This is a genomic window from Klebsiella sp. CN_Kp075 (assembly GCF_040065055.2).
Taxonomy (GTDB): Bacteria; Pseudomonadota; Gammaproteobacteria; order Enterobacterales; family Enterobacteriaceae; genus Klebsiella; species Klebsiella aerogenes.
The window spans coordinates 4,255,420-4,271,078 of record NZ_CM198050.1 but is presented as its reverse complement, the minus strand read 5'-3'; the positions used below and the strand labels follow the sequence as shown (position 1 = coordinate 4,271,078).

Genomic DNA, 15,659 nt, shown 5'->3' with positions numbered 1-15,659 from the left:
TCTATTGAGATTTTGATGGTTTTTGTTATTTAAACATCCCTTCATACTACGTGTCATCTTAATCCTGATGCTACGGAGTAAATTATGCCACTGGCGCTACTTGCATTAACCATCGGTGCCTTTGCTATTGGCACTACCGAATTTGTGATCGTCGGTCTGGTACCGACCATTGCCGAACAACTGGCTATCTCGCTGCCGTCTGCGGGCCTGCTGGTTTCCATCTATGCACTGGGTGTGGCCGTTGGCGCGCCGGTACTGACTGCCCTGACCGGCCGTATGCCGCGTAAGCAACTCCTGCTGGCGCTAATGGTGTTGTTTACCGCCGGCAACCTGTTGGCGTGGCAGGCACCGGGTTATGGCACTTTAATTGTGGCCCGCCTGCTGACCGGCCTGGCGCACGGCGTGTTTTTCTCAATCGGCTCGACAATCGCCACTAGCCTGGTGCCAAAAGAGAAAGCCGCCTCGGCCATTGCTATCATGTTCGGCGGCCTGACGGTCGCGCTGGTAACCGGGGTGCCTTTCGGGACTTTCATCGGTCAGCATTTTGGCTGGCGGGAAACGTTCCTCGCGGTATCGATTCTTGGCGTCATTGCGCTTATCAGCAGCTTGATTCTGGTGCCAAATAATATTCCGGGCCGCGCCGGCGCCAGCCTGCGCGATCAGCTGAAAGTCTTGACCCATCCGCGCCTGTTGATGATCTACGCGATTACCGCGCTGGGCTATGGCGGCGTGTTTACCGCATTTACTTTCCTTGCGCCAATGATGCAGGAGTTGGCTGGTTTTAGCCCGTCGGCGGTCAGTTGGATCCTGCTGGGTTACGGTATCTCCGTCGCTATCGGTAACGTATGGGGCGGTAAACTGGCTGATAAACATGGCGCTGTCGCCGCGTTGAAATTTATCTTCGCTGCGTTGGTCGTGCTGCTGCTGGTCTTCCAGCTCACCGCCAGCCTGCACTACGCTGCTTTGGCAACGGTGCTGGTGATGGGGATTTTCGCCTTCGGCAACGTTCCGGGTCTGCAGGTCTATGTGGTGCAAAAGGCAGAACAGTACACGCCGGGCGCCGTTGATGTCGCCTCTGGGTTGAATATCGCCGCCTTCAATATCGGTATTGCCCTTGGGTCGGTCATTGGTGGACAGGCGGTTGAATGGTATGGTCTGGCCCAGACGCCGTGGATCGGCGCGCTGATTGTGCTGGTTGCTTTGCTGCTGGTCGTACTGAGCGGTCGTTTAGATAAATCTCCACGCCGTTCGGCAGCCGTTTCTGTCGAAGGATAAGGCTTTCTCGCAAATTGCATTGAAAGTGTATGGGAAAATCCCTATAACAGAAGAACCAGCCGCAGTCGGGCTGGTTTCCTGTTATCGAGGTTCAATGCCCAAATTGCGAAAGAATACCTATGCCATGCGCTATGTCGCCGGACAACCCGCGGAGAGAATCTTGCCTCCGGGGGCGTTTGCGGGCGTCAGTCCGGTTTATCCCGCCGGCGCGCCGTTAAGCAGCGATGAGAAAATTCGCGTGCTGGTGTGGAATATTTTTAAGCAGCAGCGTGCTGAATGGCAGTCGGTACTCAAAAATTTCGGCAAAGACGCGCATCTGGTCCTGTTGCAAGAGGCGCAAACTACCCCGGAACTGGTCAGGTTCGCGACTTCAAACTATCTGGCCGCCGATCAGGTGCCGGCCCTGGTATTGCCGCAGCATCCTTCCGGCGTGATGACGCTGGCCTCCGCTCACCCCATCTATTGCTGTCCGTTGCGCGAGCGCGAACCTATTTTACGTTTGCCTAAATCGGCGTTAGTGACCGTTTATCCGCTGCCCGATGCGCGGCTGTTGATGGTGGTGAATATTCACGCGGTTAATTTTAGTCTCGGCGTCGATGTTTATAGTAAACAGCTGCTGCCAATTGGCGATCAGATTGCCCATCACAGCGGGCCGGTAATCATGGCTGGTGATTTCAACGCCTGGAGCCGCCCGCGGATGAACGCGTTGTATCGCTTTGCGCGTGAGATGTCGTTACGCGAAGTTCGTTTCTCTGACGATCAGCGCCGCCGCGCGTTTGGTCGCCCGCTCGATTTTGTGTTCTACCGTGGATTAAGCGTGCACGATGCTTCCGTGCTGGTGACCCGCGCCTCCGATCACAACCCGCTACTAGTCGAATTCAGTCCCGGCAAGCCTGATTAATTAAGGTATGTCAGGCCTGCCATCGGGCAGGTCTGCGTTCAGCACGATGCTGCCCTTTATTACTCAAACCACCGAAGGACAACACAATGACAACACGCTCTCATCATGACAACGTCGAAAAGCAGTTTGGCTCACAGGCAAGCGCCTATCTGACCAGCGCCGTGCACGCCTCCGGGCGCGATCTGCAGCGTCTGGCGGAACGGCTGGCGGATTTCCCGCGGGCAACGTTGCTGGATATGGGATGCGGGGCAGGGCACGCCAGCTTTACCGCTGCCGGCCAGGTAGCGCAGGTTACCGCGTATGATTTATCGAGCCAGATGCTGGAGGTTGTCGCTCAGGCGGCAAAAGACAAAGGCTTTACCAACATTGTGACTCAGCAGGGGTATGCTGAAAAGCTGCCGTTTGCCGACGACAGTTTTGATGTGGTGATTAGCCGCTACTCCGCTCACCATTGGCATGATGTCGGCCAGGCGCTGCGCGAGGTGAAACGCGTGCTGAAGCCGGGCGGGGTGATGATCATCATGGACGTGATGTCTCCGGGGCATCCGGTACGTGATGTCTGGCTGCAGACCGTAGAAGCCCTGCGCGACACTTCGCACGTGCGTAATTACTCCAGCGGCGAGTGGCTGGCGCTGGCCAACGACGCAGGTCTGGCGATTAATCATTTATTGACCGACCGTCTGCCGCTGGAGTTTAGCTCCTGGGTCGCGCGGATGCGCACGCCCGAGGCGCTGGCGGAGGCGATTCGCTTATATCAGCAGAGCGCATCGGCGGAGGTTAAAGCCTACTTCGAATTACAGCAGGACGGATCGTTTACCAGCGATACCATCATGTTTGAAGCGCATAAAGCAGTGTAACGCTGGCAATAAAAAAGGCACCGGGGAATCGGTGCCTTTCTCATTATCCTGAAATCAGGATTCAGGTCTGTCGTTGTTCTTCACAAACAACGTCAGCTGATCCCCTGGCTTCAGGTTATCTGTATCGCTGTTCCAGCGCATAACGTCGCGGATATTGACGCCGTGGCGTTTTGCGATGCTCGACAGCGAGTCGCCCTTACGAACACGATAGGTGATGCTATCGCTGTTGTTCGCCAGACGTTGCGCGCTGCTGCCTGCGCCGACAACCAGATTTTGCCCGACTTTAAGCCCAGAACCGCGCAGGTTGTTCCACTGCTGTAGATCCCTGGTGGTGACGCCGAGACGCGAAGCAATCCCGGAAATCGTATCGCCAGAACGTACCTTATAACTACGGCTGGTCAGCGGCGTATTGTCAGCAAGCAGCGTCGGCTGTACGGCGGCAATGTCGCCAGAGGCCAGAGATTCACGCAGTTGAGCTGCGTGCTTCTGAGGCACCATGACGTACTTTGGCCCGCTAGCGCCAAGCGTTGACCCCTTTACCCCAGCGTTGAAGGTTTTCAGCTTGCTAACCGGCATTCCTGCCATGTCCGCGAGTTGAGAAATATCAACCGGACTATCGAGGCGAACGCGCGCCAGCGCCCGGCTTTCATCAGCCGTTGGCAGCTTCACGCCGTAACGCTTGCTGTTTTTGAGAATATCGCTCAAAGCCAGCATTTTTGGTACGTAGACCTTGGTTTCATGCGGCAGCGAGAGCGACCAGAAATCGGTGGGTTTACCACGCGAACGGTTCGCCTTCACGGCCTTCATCACCCGGCCTTCGCCGCTGTTATAGGCTGCGACGGTCAGTAACCAGTCGCCGTCGAACATTTTGTTCAGACGTTGCATCATGTCCAGCGCCGCGGTAGTAGACGCGACGACATCACGACGCGCATCGTAACTGCGGGTCTGTTTTAAACCATAATTGCGCCCTGTGCTCGGAATGATCTGCCAAATGCCTGCGGCATTGGCGCCAGACGTCGCGTGTGGGTCAAAAGCGCTCTCCACTATGGGTAGTAATACCAGTTCCATTGGCATGTTACGTTTCTTAACTTGCCCGGCTATCCAGTACATATACGGTTCAGCCCGTAAAGTTACATCGTGGAGATAGCTCTTATTACGTAAGTACTTCTGTTTCTGTTCGCGAATCCGGGGGTTTTCCGGAATTCCCATCTTTAGCTCGTCGCTTATGGAAGTCCACAGATCCTGGTCTTGCGCGTAGAGGGTTCCATCATCTAACCATCGCGCCTGACTTGTGAACTTGCCTGCTTCCCCTTGACCAGCTGCAGAAAGGCTCTGTGCTCGCTGTTCTACGGTGCCGTCGTGCTTCGACGCCTGGCACCCTACCAGCAGGACAGAGGCGAGTAATATCGCTCGTGCCTTCATGTGTGTGTCAATAGTTGCTTAAAAGACGAGCAAGGATAACGGTGAAGGCCGAGGATGACAAGCGTTAAATCTCAGAAGTCATCTTTCTTTGACCTTAACCATGCAAATCTCTGCGCAGAGTGTTGCAAATTTGTTTCTTTGGCTATTTCTTTAATTAAATCATTGTCATCCGTACGTAAAAATAAATTTATACGGCGTTCATTTTTCAGAGTAACGGGTAGTGTCTTTTGGTTTTTTGCGCGTAACTCATTAACTTTATGGTAGTAATCCTTTATATCCATATCATCTGGCAGGATACTCAATGCAAACTTCATGTTTGCTAAAGTGTACTCATGTGCGCAACAAATTAGTGTGTCAGCGGGAAGGGCGTTTATTTTCATAAATGATTGATACATTTGGTCTGCTGTACCTTCGAACAGTCTGCCACAGCCTCCGGAAAACATTGTATCGCCACAAAATAGATAAGGTTCGCTGTAGAAACAGATATGTCCTAATGTGTGACCGGGAGTGGAGAAAATAGAAAATTCGCGGCCCAAAACAGTAATGCTATCGCCATCAGATACAATATCCGTGCTTCCCTTATCCTGGGTTTCTGCCGGCCCGTAAACCACAAGTTGCGGGAACTTTTGCCGCAGTTCTTTCACGCCGCCAACATGATCGTGGTGGTGGTGGGTTAACAAAATCGCTTCTGGCTGCCAGTTGTTTTCTTCAATGGCCGCGAGTACCGGCGCGGCTTCGCCCGGGTCGACTATCACACAACGATGGCTATCGTCGCTAAGAACCCAGATGTAGTTGTCCTGAAATGCAGGAATACTGATAAGATTCATAAATTACCTCTCAAAGCGTTGCGGAAGGTTGCGATGAAGCCGGCAAGGATACCTCATACAATTACAGCTCCAGAGCATTGGTCCAGTATGCCGTGGGGTGAGTACTATCGCGAGTCGCTGGAACGGCATATGAAACCGTGGCTGGCTAAATTATATGGCTTTCATCTACTTAAGATTGGCAATCTGAGCGCGGAAATCAATACCGAAGCCTGCGCGATCTCCCATCAGGTGAACGTTTCGCTGGGGGGAAGTCCTATCCAGGTCAAAGCCGACCCGCTGTATCTTCCTTTCGCCGCCAAATCTGTGGATGCCTGTTTACTGGCGCATACTTTGCCATGGTGCAGCGATCCGCACCGGCTGTTGCGGGAAGCTGACCGCGTGCTGATTGACGATGGCTGGATGATTTTGACCGCCTTTAATCCGATGAGCCTCGTCGGATTGCGCAAGGTGACGCCGATTCTGCGAAAAACTATCCCCTATAACAGCCGCATGTTTACCATGACGCGACAGCTTGACTGGCTGGCGCTGCTCAATTTTGAAGTGCTGCACTACGGTCGCTATCAGGTGCTGCCCTGGTCGAAGCAGGGGGGAAAAATGTTAAGTACACATCTGCCGGCTTTGGGGTGTTTGCAGATGATCGTCGCGCGGAAAAGAACCATTCCGCTGACGCTAAATCCGATGAAGTCCGGGAAGGCGAAGACGCAGCTGCGTCCGGCCGTTGGCGCCACCAGGCAGTGGCGCGACGGGGGAAATTAGCTTTCCGGCTGGTAGCCGACGTCGTCCAGCGTGGGGTTAGACGCCGCAGCGCGCGCGAGTTCGTCACAGCGTTCGTTTTCTGGGTGCCCGGCATGGCCTTTGACCCATTCCCACTTAATTTGATGCTGGCCGAGAGCGGCATCAAGACGTTTCCACAGATCGACATTTTTAACCGGCTTTTTGTCCGCGGTTTTCCAGCCGCGTTTTTTCCAGTTATGGATCCACTGGGTTATCCCCTGGCGGACGTACTGGCTATCGGTGCTTAGCACCACTTCGCAATGCTCTTTAAGCGCTTCGAGAGCGACGATGGCAGCCATCAGTTCCATGCGGTTGTTAGTCGTCAGGCGGTAGCCCGCGCTGTAGGTTTTTTCATGCTGGCGATAGCGCATAATAGCGCCGTAGCCGCCAGGCCCTGGATTCCCCAGGCAAGAACCATCGGTGAAAATTTCTACCTGTTTGAGCATCTCTGGTAGACTTCCTGTAATTGAAATCGATATGTAAACGACAAGTCTGACATAAATGACCGCTATGAGCACTGCAATTACACGACAGATTGTTCTCGATACCGAAACCACCGGTATGAACCAGATCGGCGCCCATTATGAAGGGCATAAGATCATCGAGATCGGCGCCGTAGAGGTGATCAACCGTCGCCTCACCGGTAATAACTTCCATGTTTATCTGAAGCCCGATCGGCTGGTGGACCCGGAGGCCTTCGGCGTTCACGGTATTGCCGATGAGTTCCTCATGGATAAGCCGACATTTGCCGACGTTGCCGATGAGTTCATGGAGTATATCCGCGGCGCGGAGCTGGTCATCCATAACGCATCGTTCGATATCGGCTTTATGGATTATGAATTCAAAAAGCTGAACCGCGGCATTGAGAAAACGGAAACCTTTTGTAAGGTCACCGATAGCCTGGCGCTGGCGCGCAAGATGTTCCCCGGCAAGCGTAACAGCCTCGATGCGCTCTGTTCACGTTATGAAATAGACAACAGCAAGCGTACGCTGCACGGGGCGTTGCTCGATGCCCAGATTCTGGCTGACGTCTATCTGATGATGACCGGCGGGCAGACCAGCATGGCGTTTTCGATGGAAGGGGAAGGCCAACAGCAGGCCGGCGATATTGGAATACAGCGCGTTGTCCGCGCCGCCAGTAAATTACGCGTGGTTTATGCTTCTGACAGCGAGCTGGCGGACCATGAATCGCGTCTCGATCTGGTGCAGAAGAAGGGCGGAAGCTGCCTGTGGCGCGCCTGATTGCCGACAATATGCGCTAAAAATAGGCGGGTGGGCTAATTTTGCAGCAAACGATTCAAAAGTGAAGAAAAAGCGTTGACGACGATGTAGGGAAACCGTAATATTCGCCTCGTTCCCAACGGAACAACAACGCGGAGCGGTAGTTCAGTCGGTTAGAATACCTGCCTGTCACGCAGGGGGTCGCGGGTTCGAGTCCCGTCCGTTCCGCCACTATTCGAGGCCATGCTATTCATTAGCATGGCCTTTTTGCTTTCTAACGCTTTCTAATATGGCCTCCAGCAGAGCATTCAGTGTATCGACCCGCTTTGGCTGTTTAAGATAGGCCGCCTCATCTGAAAGCCGTTAATCACAACGTTCCCATTTTCATAGCACTTGCTTTACCTGATTTATGGAAGTGACCAGGTTGATATTTGCCGGTCGCTTCAGAAGTGACGACCTGTCGATATATTCATTCTGTTCATGCCCCTTCATTTCGGCTCTGTCCCGAATATATTCCGTTTTCAATAACCCGTTTTTATTTTTATTAAGAATAGTTCTGAGAAAAGACTGCAATATTCTGAAAATAGTACAAGTTTGCGCTCTTGCTGTTTTATTCATCCGCCATTGGGTGTAATGTGACCAGAAATGTAAGTTAATGTCACAAAATACAATCATAACGTAAATAACAAAGGCATACAGGAACAGGGATGAAGGTTTTATATCTGGCAGGGATATTGCTGGTTCTGAGTCAGCCAGTTTTCGCAGCCCCGTTATCGCCAGCAGACCGCAACAGCATCGAACAGCAGCAGCAGCAATTGCTTCTTCAGAACCAACAGCAGCGTGAATCGCTGGAGCGCACAGCGCCGCTGGCTCGCCCCTCTCCGGCTGAACCGCCTGTGCCAGCATCCGGGCCATGTTTCACCATCAATCGCATTGTGTTGGAAGGGACCACCCTTATTGATGATCGCAGGCAGCGGAAACTCCTTGCGCCCTGGGTGAACCAATGCCTGAATATGGCCCGTATTAATCAGCTTACTAATACAGTTTCGGACTGGTATATCAGCCGCGGATATATAACCAGCCGTGCTTTTCTGACGGAACAGAATTTACGTTCTGGTGAGCTGCATCTGGCTATTCTGGAAGGTCGGCTGGAGAAAATACACATGGATGGCGCGCCCGAGCGTGAGCTGAAAATGACCTTTCCAGGGCTGGAAGGGCGTATTCTAAATCTGCGTGATATTGAACAGGGTATGGAGCAAATTAACCGCACCCGTACCACGCCGGTGCAGATTGAAATATTACCGGGCGATAAGCAGGGATGGTCGATTGTTCATTTGACCGCCACGCCAGAATTTCCTCTTTCCGGCTCAGTCAGTTTTGATAATAGCGGCCAGAAGAATACGGGCGTCGGGCAAATTAACGCAGGGCTGAGCGGTAACAACCTGTTAGGTCTGGCCGATAACTGGTTTGTTTACGGTGGACGCAGCAGCGCGTTTTCGAATACAAAAGATGCACAAAATTTTGCTGCGGGCGTCAGCGTGCCCTACGGCTACAGCCTGCTGGACTATAGCTACAGCTGGAACAACTATCTCAGCACCATCGATAACAACGGCTACCGCTGGCGTTCGACCGGCGATACCGAAACACACCGGGTGAATCTGTCACACGTGCTGTTCCGCAACGGTAATATCAAGACGGGTATCTCCCTGGGCCTGAGCCATCGCATCAATCATAATTATCTGGACGATGTCCTGTTGCAAAGCAGCAGTCGCAAACTGACCAGCCTGCTGTTTGGCCTGAACCATACTCAGAAAATATTTGGTGGCATAGCCACGTTTAACCCTACCTTCAGCCGCGGTATGCCATGGCTGGATGCCGACAGCGACGGCAGTAAAAATGGTGATTTACCGAAAGCGCAGTTCCGTAAATGGAGCCTGAACGCCAGCTTCCAGCGCCCGGTAGCTGAAAACTTGTGGTGGCTGGCGAGCGCCTACGGGCAGTGGTCACCGGACCGCCTCTACGGTAGCGAACGCATGACCATCGGCGGCGAAAGCTCGGTGCGCGGGTTTAAAGAACAAAGTATCTCCGGCGATAACGGCGCGTACTGGCGAAATGAGCTCAACTACACCCTGTTCATACTGCCGGTGATAGGCCAGGTCAGCGCGCTGGCTGCTGTTGATGGCGGCTGGCTGCATTCCGACAAGCTGGATCGCTATTCAGCTGGCACTCTGTGGGGCACGGCTGTTGGGCTCAATACCGCCAATGGCCACGTTTCCACCGCGTTTACCGTCGGACTGCCCCTTGTTTACCCGGACTGGCTTGGCCCGGATCACGTCAATATTTACTATCGCGTTGCCGTCGCGTTTTAAGGGATTATCGCCATGAAACAGCCTCCCGTCCGCTTTGCCTACCGCGTGCTCAGCTATGTATTAAGCGTCCTGCTCGCCGGACAACCTTTGCTACCTGCGATTTCCGCCACGCTGACGCCAGCGGGCAATACCTCCACGGATAAAGCGGCGAATGGCGTGCCGGTCGTGAATATTGCCACACCGAACGGGGCCGGAATTTCGCACAACCGGTTTAAGGATTACAACGTCGGCAAAGAGGGACTGATCCTCAATAACGCCACGGGTAAGCTCAATCAGACGCAGCTTGGCGGGTTGATTAACGGTAACGCCAACCTGAAAGCGGGCAAAGAAGCAAAGGGCATCATCAACGAAGTGACCGGCGGCAACCGCTCACATCTGCAGGGGTATACGGAAGTTGCGGGCAAAGCGGCGAATGTCATGGTCGCTAACCCGTATGGCATCACCTGTAATGGCTGCGGGTTTATCAATACCCCCCAGGCAACGCTGACCACGGGAAAACCTGTTTTTGACGCCAGCGGCAATTTACAGGCGCTGGACGTGAAAAAAGGCAGCATCACCATTGAGGGGCAGGGGCTTGATGCCAGCGGCAGCGATGCGTTGTCGATCATTTCACGCGCAACCGAAGTGAATGCCGCCATTCATGCTAAGGATTTAAACGTGGTGGCCGGGGCCAACCGCGTTGGTACAGACGGCAGCGTACAGGCGCAGCTGGGAGAAGGTAAAGCGCCATCGGTGGCGGTCGATACCGGCGCACTTGGCGGTATGTACGCCAATCGGATCCGGATGGTGTCGAGTGAGAAAGGTGTCGGGGTTAACCTCGGCAATCTTAACGCGCGCCAGGGCGATATCACCCTGGATGCCAGCGGCAGTCTCAGCGTACACCAAAGCCTCGCCGGCGGTGCGCTGTCCGCTAAAGGTGAAAACCTGACCCTGACGGGCGATCACAAAGCCAGCGGCAATATGTCGCTGAGCAGCCAGGGCGACATTGCCCTGAGCAACGGTTCACTCAATAGCGACGGCGACCTGGTACTGACTGCCAATGGCGCGATTTCAAACGCTAATGAAAAGCTGACTGCCGGACGCGATACGACGCTTACCGCGAAAAATATTAGCCAGGATACCTCCAGCCAGATTAACGCCGCCCGCCATATCGAGGCTAAAGCCAGCGATACGCTGAAAACGCAAGGGCAGATGATAGCCGGGCAAAACCTGACGGTAAGCAGCAACACCCTGACGGTAGGGGGCAAGCTGCTGGCGCGTAACAGCGCTCAGCTGAATGCCAGCGCGCTGAATAATAGCGGTTCCGTTCAGGGCGCTTCCCTGAACGTGGGCAGCTCTACGCTCAGCAATGCCGGTTCGCTGCTGAGCGGTAGCGACCTGACCGTCAATACTCACGATTTTACCCAAAGCGGCAGTATCGGCGCGAAGGGAAAAGCGGACATCACCGCCAGCGGGAAGCTTATCAACACGGGCTCGCTGGTGAGCGATGCGGTGCTGGCATTGAAGGCGCAGGATGTGACGCAGAACGGCGTGCTGTCCGGTGCCCAGGGGCTGACGATCGCTACGCAGAATCTGACCTCCGGCAAAAATTCGCTGATCCACAGCGATGCCGCCATGACGCTGAATACCGCCACGGCGACGTTGGACGGTGAAACCAGCGCCGGAAGCGATCTTCTGCTGCAGGGCGACAGGCTTGCTACCGCGGCGGGCGGGCAACTTCAAAGCGGTAATAATCTCAGCCTCAGCGCGCGGGAAATGGTGCTTTCGGGCACGCAGGCGGCACAAAAAACCATGACGGTGAATGCCCGCGAAAAGCTCAACCACAGCGGCAAAAGCAGCGCGGCCGAAATCAACCTGAATGCGCCTGCGCTGACCAATAGCGGCGTACTCGTTGCTTCCAGCATGAACACGCAGTCGCAAACCCTGACCAACAGCGGGCTGATCCAGGGCGCCAGCGCACTGCTGATTAACACGCAAGCGCTGGACAACCAGCTGAACGGCACGCTGTACAGCGCGGCAAACCTGGCGCTGTCTGTGCCGGATATTCGCAACAGCGGACTTATTAGCAGTGACAGCGGTCTGATAATGACGGCGGACGTGCTAAGTCATTCAGGCAAAATCATCGCTGACACGCTGGATATTCAGGCGACCACGCTGAGCAGTGACGGCCTGCTTCAGGGCCGTCACGCACTGACCCTTTCCGGCGACAGCCTTTCGCAGGGGGCAAACGGACGCTGGCTGACGGCGGGTCATTTATCCCTTGATGGCAACACGCTGGTCACCGGCGGGATAACCCAGGGCAGGGATGTCTCGGTTGATGCAGACCGCTGGATCCACAGCGGATCGGCGTTGGCAACGGGCGAACTTGAAGGCACGCTCACCGCTTCCTTGAACAATAACGGCGACCTGATGAGTCAGGGGCGTTTCGCCCTGGCTGCGCCGGCGCTGACGAACCATGGTCGCCTGCTTGCATCCGGCGACATGGCGCTTAGCGGTAACCAGATCAGCAGCAATGGTACGCTTCAGGGGAAAACCCTGAGCCTGACCCAGGACGATATCAGTAACCAGGGGACCATTATCGGGCTGAACGCGCTGACGCTGAACAGCGCTGGCGCATTCGCTAATACTGGCGATTTACTGAGTCAAGGTGAGCTGACTCTCTCCGCCGGCGATATCACCAACGGCGGACGAATACAGGGGCAGAACATCATTCTTGATGGCGCCCGGCTGACTAACCACGGGGCCATCCAGAGCGCGATCGATTTAGCGCTGACCCTGAGCGATGACATCACTGCCGTTACCGGCAGTAAAATCACCGCCCTGGGCGATGCTCGCCTGACCGGTAAGGCGTTGAGCAACCAAGGGCTTATCAGTGCGAAAACGCTGGAGGTGGAAGGGAATTCGCTCAGCAACGACGGTGAAATCAGCGGTGTTAACGGCCTGAGCGTCACGCTGCATGGCGGCCTGCAGCAGCAGGGCAAACTGCTGACTGGCGGTAAGCTGGCGCTGAAAGCCGGTAACATCAGCAACAGCGGGCAGCTTCAGGGGGCTGATACCCAACTCAGCGCCAGTACACTGATCAACAGCGGTCGCATTCAGGGCGATAGCGCTCTGACGCTCACTCTGCTGAACGCACTCACCAACCAGACGAACGGCGTTATCCTCAGCCAGGACGCGCTCAGCATCACTGCGCCATCGCTCATGAATGACGGCACGATTCAGGGCAACGGTAAAACCACGCTCAGCGCGGCAACGCAGGCCCGCAACGACGGCAAAATTCTCTCCGGCGGTGGCCTGGTATTCACCACGCCGGACTACAGCGGCAGCGGCTGGCTACAGGCCACGAACCTGGTGCTGAACGTGGCGAAGTTTGCCAGCAGCGGTACCGTGCTGGCGGCGAACCAGGCGACGCTCACAGGTGACAGTTTGACCAACAGCGGTACCTTCCAGGCCGCACAGCTGAACGTAAACGCGCAATTCGTCAACAACGGCGGCACGCTGCTGGGTAATCAGGGGCTGAGCATCAACGCCAGCACCATCAATAATGAGAATGGCAAATTGTTCAGCGGCGGTGACCTGCTGGCCGAAACGGTCTCCCTCAGCGGCGCGGGCCAGATTGTGGCGCTCGGTAACCTGACGCTGAAGCTGGTCAACAGCTGGACGTCACAGGGGGTGGTGGCCTCGAACAAACAGCTTTCTGTCAGTACCCGGGGGGATATCACCAACAATGCCACCCTGCAGGGTGACGGCATTACCCTGGACGCGGCGGGTAAGCTGACGAATAACGGCCAGCTTACGGCAGGCGGTGGTACCGCTTCGCTTTCCGGCAGCCAGATTGCCATGAACGCCAGCGGCACTCTGCAGGCGGGCGGGGACGTCAGCCTGGCCAGCCGGGGCAGTATCATCCTCGACGGTTTTACCGGCACGGCGGGCAATCTGCTCCTGAACGCGACAGGTGCGATCGTCAACACCGCCCTGCTGTATGCGGGTAATAATCTCGCCCTTTACGCCAACAGCATCCAGAACCTGCATGGCGATATGCTGGCAGGCAATAACCTGGTGATGCAGAAAGACGCCAGCGGCGCGGCGAATGCCGAAGTGATTAATAGCTCCGGTAATATTGAGACTATTAACGGTGATATCACCATCAAGACCGGGCATTTGCTGAATACGCGGGATGGGCTAACGACAAAAACAACGCATATCGATGGTGGACAGAGTATTCCGGGGATGGGGAATTCGATGATTAACGTCGATATCAGCCAGCTTGCCGACGGTACTTATGGAATGACCAGCCGGGTGGCAGAAAGACAGGTGGGGCCATGTAACGGCCATGGAGCCTGTAACTATGTCCACTGGAATCAGTTTTACTATGCAATGTATGCCGGTTCGGCAGAGCAAAAGTTCATCAGTAGTCAGACGCGAACTGACGTTACCAGCAACGGCGGAGCATCCAGAATTGGCTCCGGCAAAAATCTCACGATCGATGCAGGCTCACTGGAGAATTTTGCCAGTAATATTTTGGCGAATGGTAATGTCAGTCTGACCGGGGGCACCCTTAATAACCAGAGTTGGCAGTCAGGTACAGTTACTGACTGGTTCGTCTATCAGTACGATTCACGCCGATATGGATACGCAGTCGAGCCGGGAGGGCGTTATCCGACGGACGGAAATAAATATCATGATGTTATGCCTGAAAGCACGTCCATTGCGTTTACGCTTAAAGGACATGACTCAAGTACAGAGCTCGGCGAAATTTACCGCGCGGTTATTCAGGCGGGCGGCAACGTTTCAGCCAACTTCAGCAGTGACATCAGCAATACCAATACGATGGCTAATGCCGACAAGATCAGCAACACCATCGTTGCCCCAAACCTGAATACGCCTTCAGCGCAAAGCATCGGTAGCGACGCGAGCCAGCAGGCGCTTGTGGAGGCTGCAACCCAGGCTATCACCGCTCCAGACTGGAAAGACAGTACCGCCAGCCAAACTATCGGCGAAGGTACCGTACTCGCCCCCGGCGGCATGGATGGCAACTACCCACTACCTTCCGGTAATAATGGCTACTTTGTGCCGTCGACCGATCCGGACAGTCCGTATCTCATCACCGTTAACCCAAAACTCGACGGTCTGGGTCAGCTCGATCCGTCGTTGTTTGGCGACCTGTACAACCTGCTCGGCATGAACCCGGGTACGGCCCCACGTGAGACGGGTAGCCAGTATACCGATATCAGTCAGTTCCTCGGTTCTTCGTACATGCTTGGTCGCCTCAACCTGAATCCGGACAAGGATTACCGCTTCCTTGGCGACGCGGCGTTTGATACCCGCTATGCGTCAAACTATGTACTGAACCAGACCGGGCAGCGCTACATCAATGGGCTGGGGTCAGACCTCGACCAGATGCGTTACCTGATGGACAACGCCGCCAGCGCGCAACGCTCGCTCGGTCTGACGTTTGGCGTGGCGTTGACCGCCGAACAGGTGGCGGCGCTCGACCACAGTATTCTCTGGTATGAAAGCGCCACGATTAACGGACAGACGGTGATGGTGCCAAAAGTCTATCTGTCGCCAAAAGATGTGACGGTGCAGAGCGGTAGCGTGATTAGCGGCAATAACGTGCAGTTAGCGGGCGGTAACGTTACCAACAGCGGCAGTGCTCTGCTGGCGCAGAATGGCCTTACCATCGACAGCAGCAACAGCATTAACAACCTCAACGCGGGTCTCATCCGGGCTGGCGGCGGGCTGGACCTGAGCGCGCTGGCCGATATTAATAATATCGGCTCCGTCATCAGCGGTAAGACGGTACAGCTGGAAAGCACCGATGGCAGCATCAACAACATCACCCGTACGCAGCTGTGGAGCGTGGGCGGTGACAGCCGTCGCGAAAGTGTCCACATAAGTGGCACCGATGTCGGACAAACCGCCTCCATCAGCGCCAGCGATGGTCTTTATATGGCAGCGGCGAACGACATCAATATCACCGGCGCGAAAGTAAACGCGGGCGGTGACCTCG

9 protein-coding genes, 1 tRNA gene and 1 pseudogene are annotated in these 15,659 nt (G+C 55.1%); 8 read left to right on the top strand and 3 right to left on the bottom strand.

Translation table 11 applies throughout. From position 1 onward, the window contains the following. The first annotated feature begins 84 nt into the window (after positions 1–84). The 3 genes from ABLV78_RS20450 (at position 85) to ABLV78_RS20440 (ending at position 3,033) form a co-directional block, all read left to right on the top strand. Positions 85–1,275: an MFS transporter gene (locus ABLV78_RS20450; protein ID WP_047047170.1), complete on the top strand. Its 1,191-nt coding sequence runs from the start codon at positions 85–87 to the stop codon at positions 1,273–1,275. Positions 1,276–1,378: 103 nt separating this feature from the next. After that, complete coding sequence (locus tag ABLV78_RS20445) at positions 1,379–2,176, top strand: endonuclease/exonuclease/phosphatase family protein (protein ID WP_015704463.1); 798 nt, start codon at positions 1,379–1,381, stop codon at positions 2,174–2,176. Between the two features lie 86 nt (positions 2,177–2,262). Next, positions 2,263–3,033 (top strand): class I SAM-dependent methyltransferase, encoded by a 771-nt coding sequence (locus ABLV78_RS20440; RefSeq protein WP_047047167.1) that lies wholly within the window; start codon positions 2,263–2,265, stop codon positions 3,031–3,033. Between the two features lie 54 nt (positions 3,034–3,087). Here ABLV78_RS20440 and mltD read toward each other — a convergent pair whose 3' ends face one another. Both mltD and gloB read right to left on the bottom strand, forming a co-directional pair. Further along, positions 3,088–4,455 carry a murein transglycosylase D gene (gene mltD, locus ABLV78_RS20435; protein ID WP_045397918.1) on the bottom strand — a complete coding sequence of 456 codons (1,368 nt, stop codon included), beginning with the start codon at positions 4,453–4,455 and terminating at the stop codon, positions 3,088–3,090. 71 nt (positions 4,456–4,526) lie between these two features. Then, complete coding sequence (gene gloB, locus ABLV78_RS20430; protein WP_045397916.1) at positions 4,527–5,282, bottom strand: hydroxyacylglutathione hydrolase; 756 nt, start codon at positions 5,280–5,282, stop codon at positions 4,527–4,529. Positions 5,283–5,315: 33 nt separating this feature from the next. On the opposite strand from gloB, the gene ABLV78_RS20425 reads away from it, so the two are divergent. After that, a complete protein-coding gene (locus tag ABLV78_RS20425) occupies positions 5,316–6,038 on the top strand; it encodes a class I SAM-dependent methyltransferase (RefSeq protein WP_047047163.1) in 723 nt (240 codons plus the stop codon). On the opposite strand, the gene rnhA is transcribed toward ABLV78_RS20425, so the two are convergent. Next, entirely contained in the window at positions 6,035–6,502 is a 468-nt protein-coding gene (rnhA, locus tag ABLV78_RS20420) for a ribonuclease HI (protein WP_015368126.1), read from the bottom strand. The two genes, ABLV78_RS20425 and rnhA, sit on opposite strands and share 4 nt — an antisense overlap. Positions 6,503–6,566: 64 nt before the next feature. On the opposite strand from rnhA, the gene dnaQ reads away from it, so the two are divergent. From dnaQ to ABLV78_RS20400, 4 genes and pseudogenes are all read left to right on the top strand, one after another. Continuing rightward, a complete protein-coding gene (dnaQ, locus tag ABLV78_RS20415; protein ID WP_015368125.1) occupies positions 6,567–7,298 on the top strand; it encodes a DNA polymerase III subunit epsilon in 732 nt (243 codons plus the stop codon). 133 nt (positions 7,299–7,431) lie between these two features. After that, positions 7,432–7,508: transfer RNA gene (locus tag ABLV78_RS20410), tRNA-Asp, on the top strand. Positions 7,509–7,984: 476 nt separating this feature from the next. Beyond that, complete coding sequence (locus ABLV78_RS20405) at positions 7,985–9,646, top strand: ShlB/FhaC/HecB family hemolysin secretion/activation protein (protein ID WP_047047158.1); 1,662 nt, start codon at positions 7,985–7,987, stop codon at positions 9,644–9,646. 12 nt (positions 9,647–9,658) lie between these two features. Continuing rightward, positions 9,659–15,658: pseudogene (locus tag ABLV78_RS20400) on the top strand (two-partner secretion domain-containing protein); the annotation flags it as partial. Between the last annotated feature and the right edge of the window lies 1 nt (position 15,659).

Excerpts from the sequence above, each read along its gene's own strand:
- ABLV78_RS20450 (WP_047047170.1), top strand. The coding sequence starts at position 85 with ATGCCACTGGCGCTACTTGCATTAACCATCGGTGCCTTTGCTATTGGC.
- ABLV78_RS20440 (WP_047047167.1), top strand. The coding sequence starts at position 2,263 with ATGACAACACGCTCTCATCATGACAACGTCGAAAAGCAGTTTGGCTCA.
- mltD (WP_045397918.1), bottom strand. The coding sequence starts at position 4,455 with ATGAAGGCACGAGCGATATTACTCGCCTCTGTCCTGCTGGTAGGGTGC.
- gloB (WP_045397916.1), bottom strand. The coding sequence starts at position 5,282 with ATGAATCTTATCAGTATTCCTGCATTTCAGGACAACTACATCTGGGTT.
- ABLV78_RS20425 (WP_047047163.1), top strand. The coding sequence starts at position 5,316 with ATGAAGCCGGCAAGGATACCTCATACAATTACAGCTCCAGAGCATTGG.
- rnhA (WP_015368126.1), bottom strand. The coding sequence starts at position 6,502 with ATGCTCAAACAGGTAGAAATTTTCACCGATGGTTCTTGCCTGGGGAAT.
- dnaQ (WP_015368125.1), top strand. The coding sequence starts at position 6,567 with ATGAGCACTGCAATTACACGACAGATTGTTCTCGATACCGAAACCACC.
- ABLV78_RS20405 (WP_047047158.1), top strand. The coding sequence starts at position 7,985 with ATGAAGGTTTTATATCTGGCAGGGATATTGCTGGTTCTGAGTCAGCCA.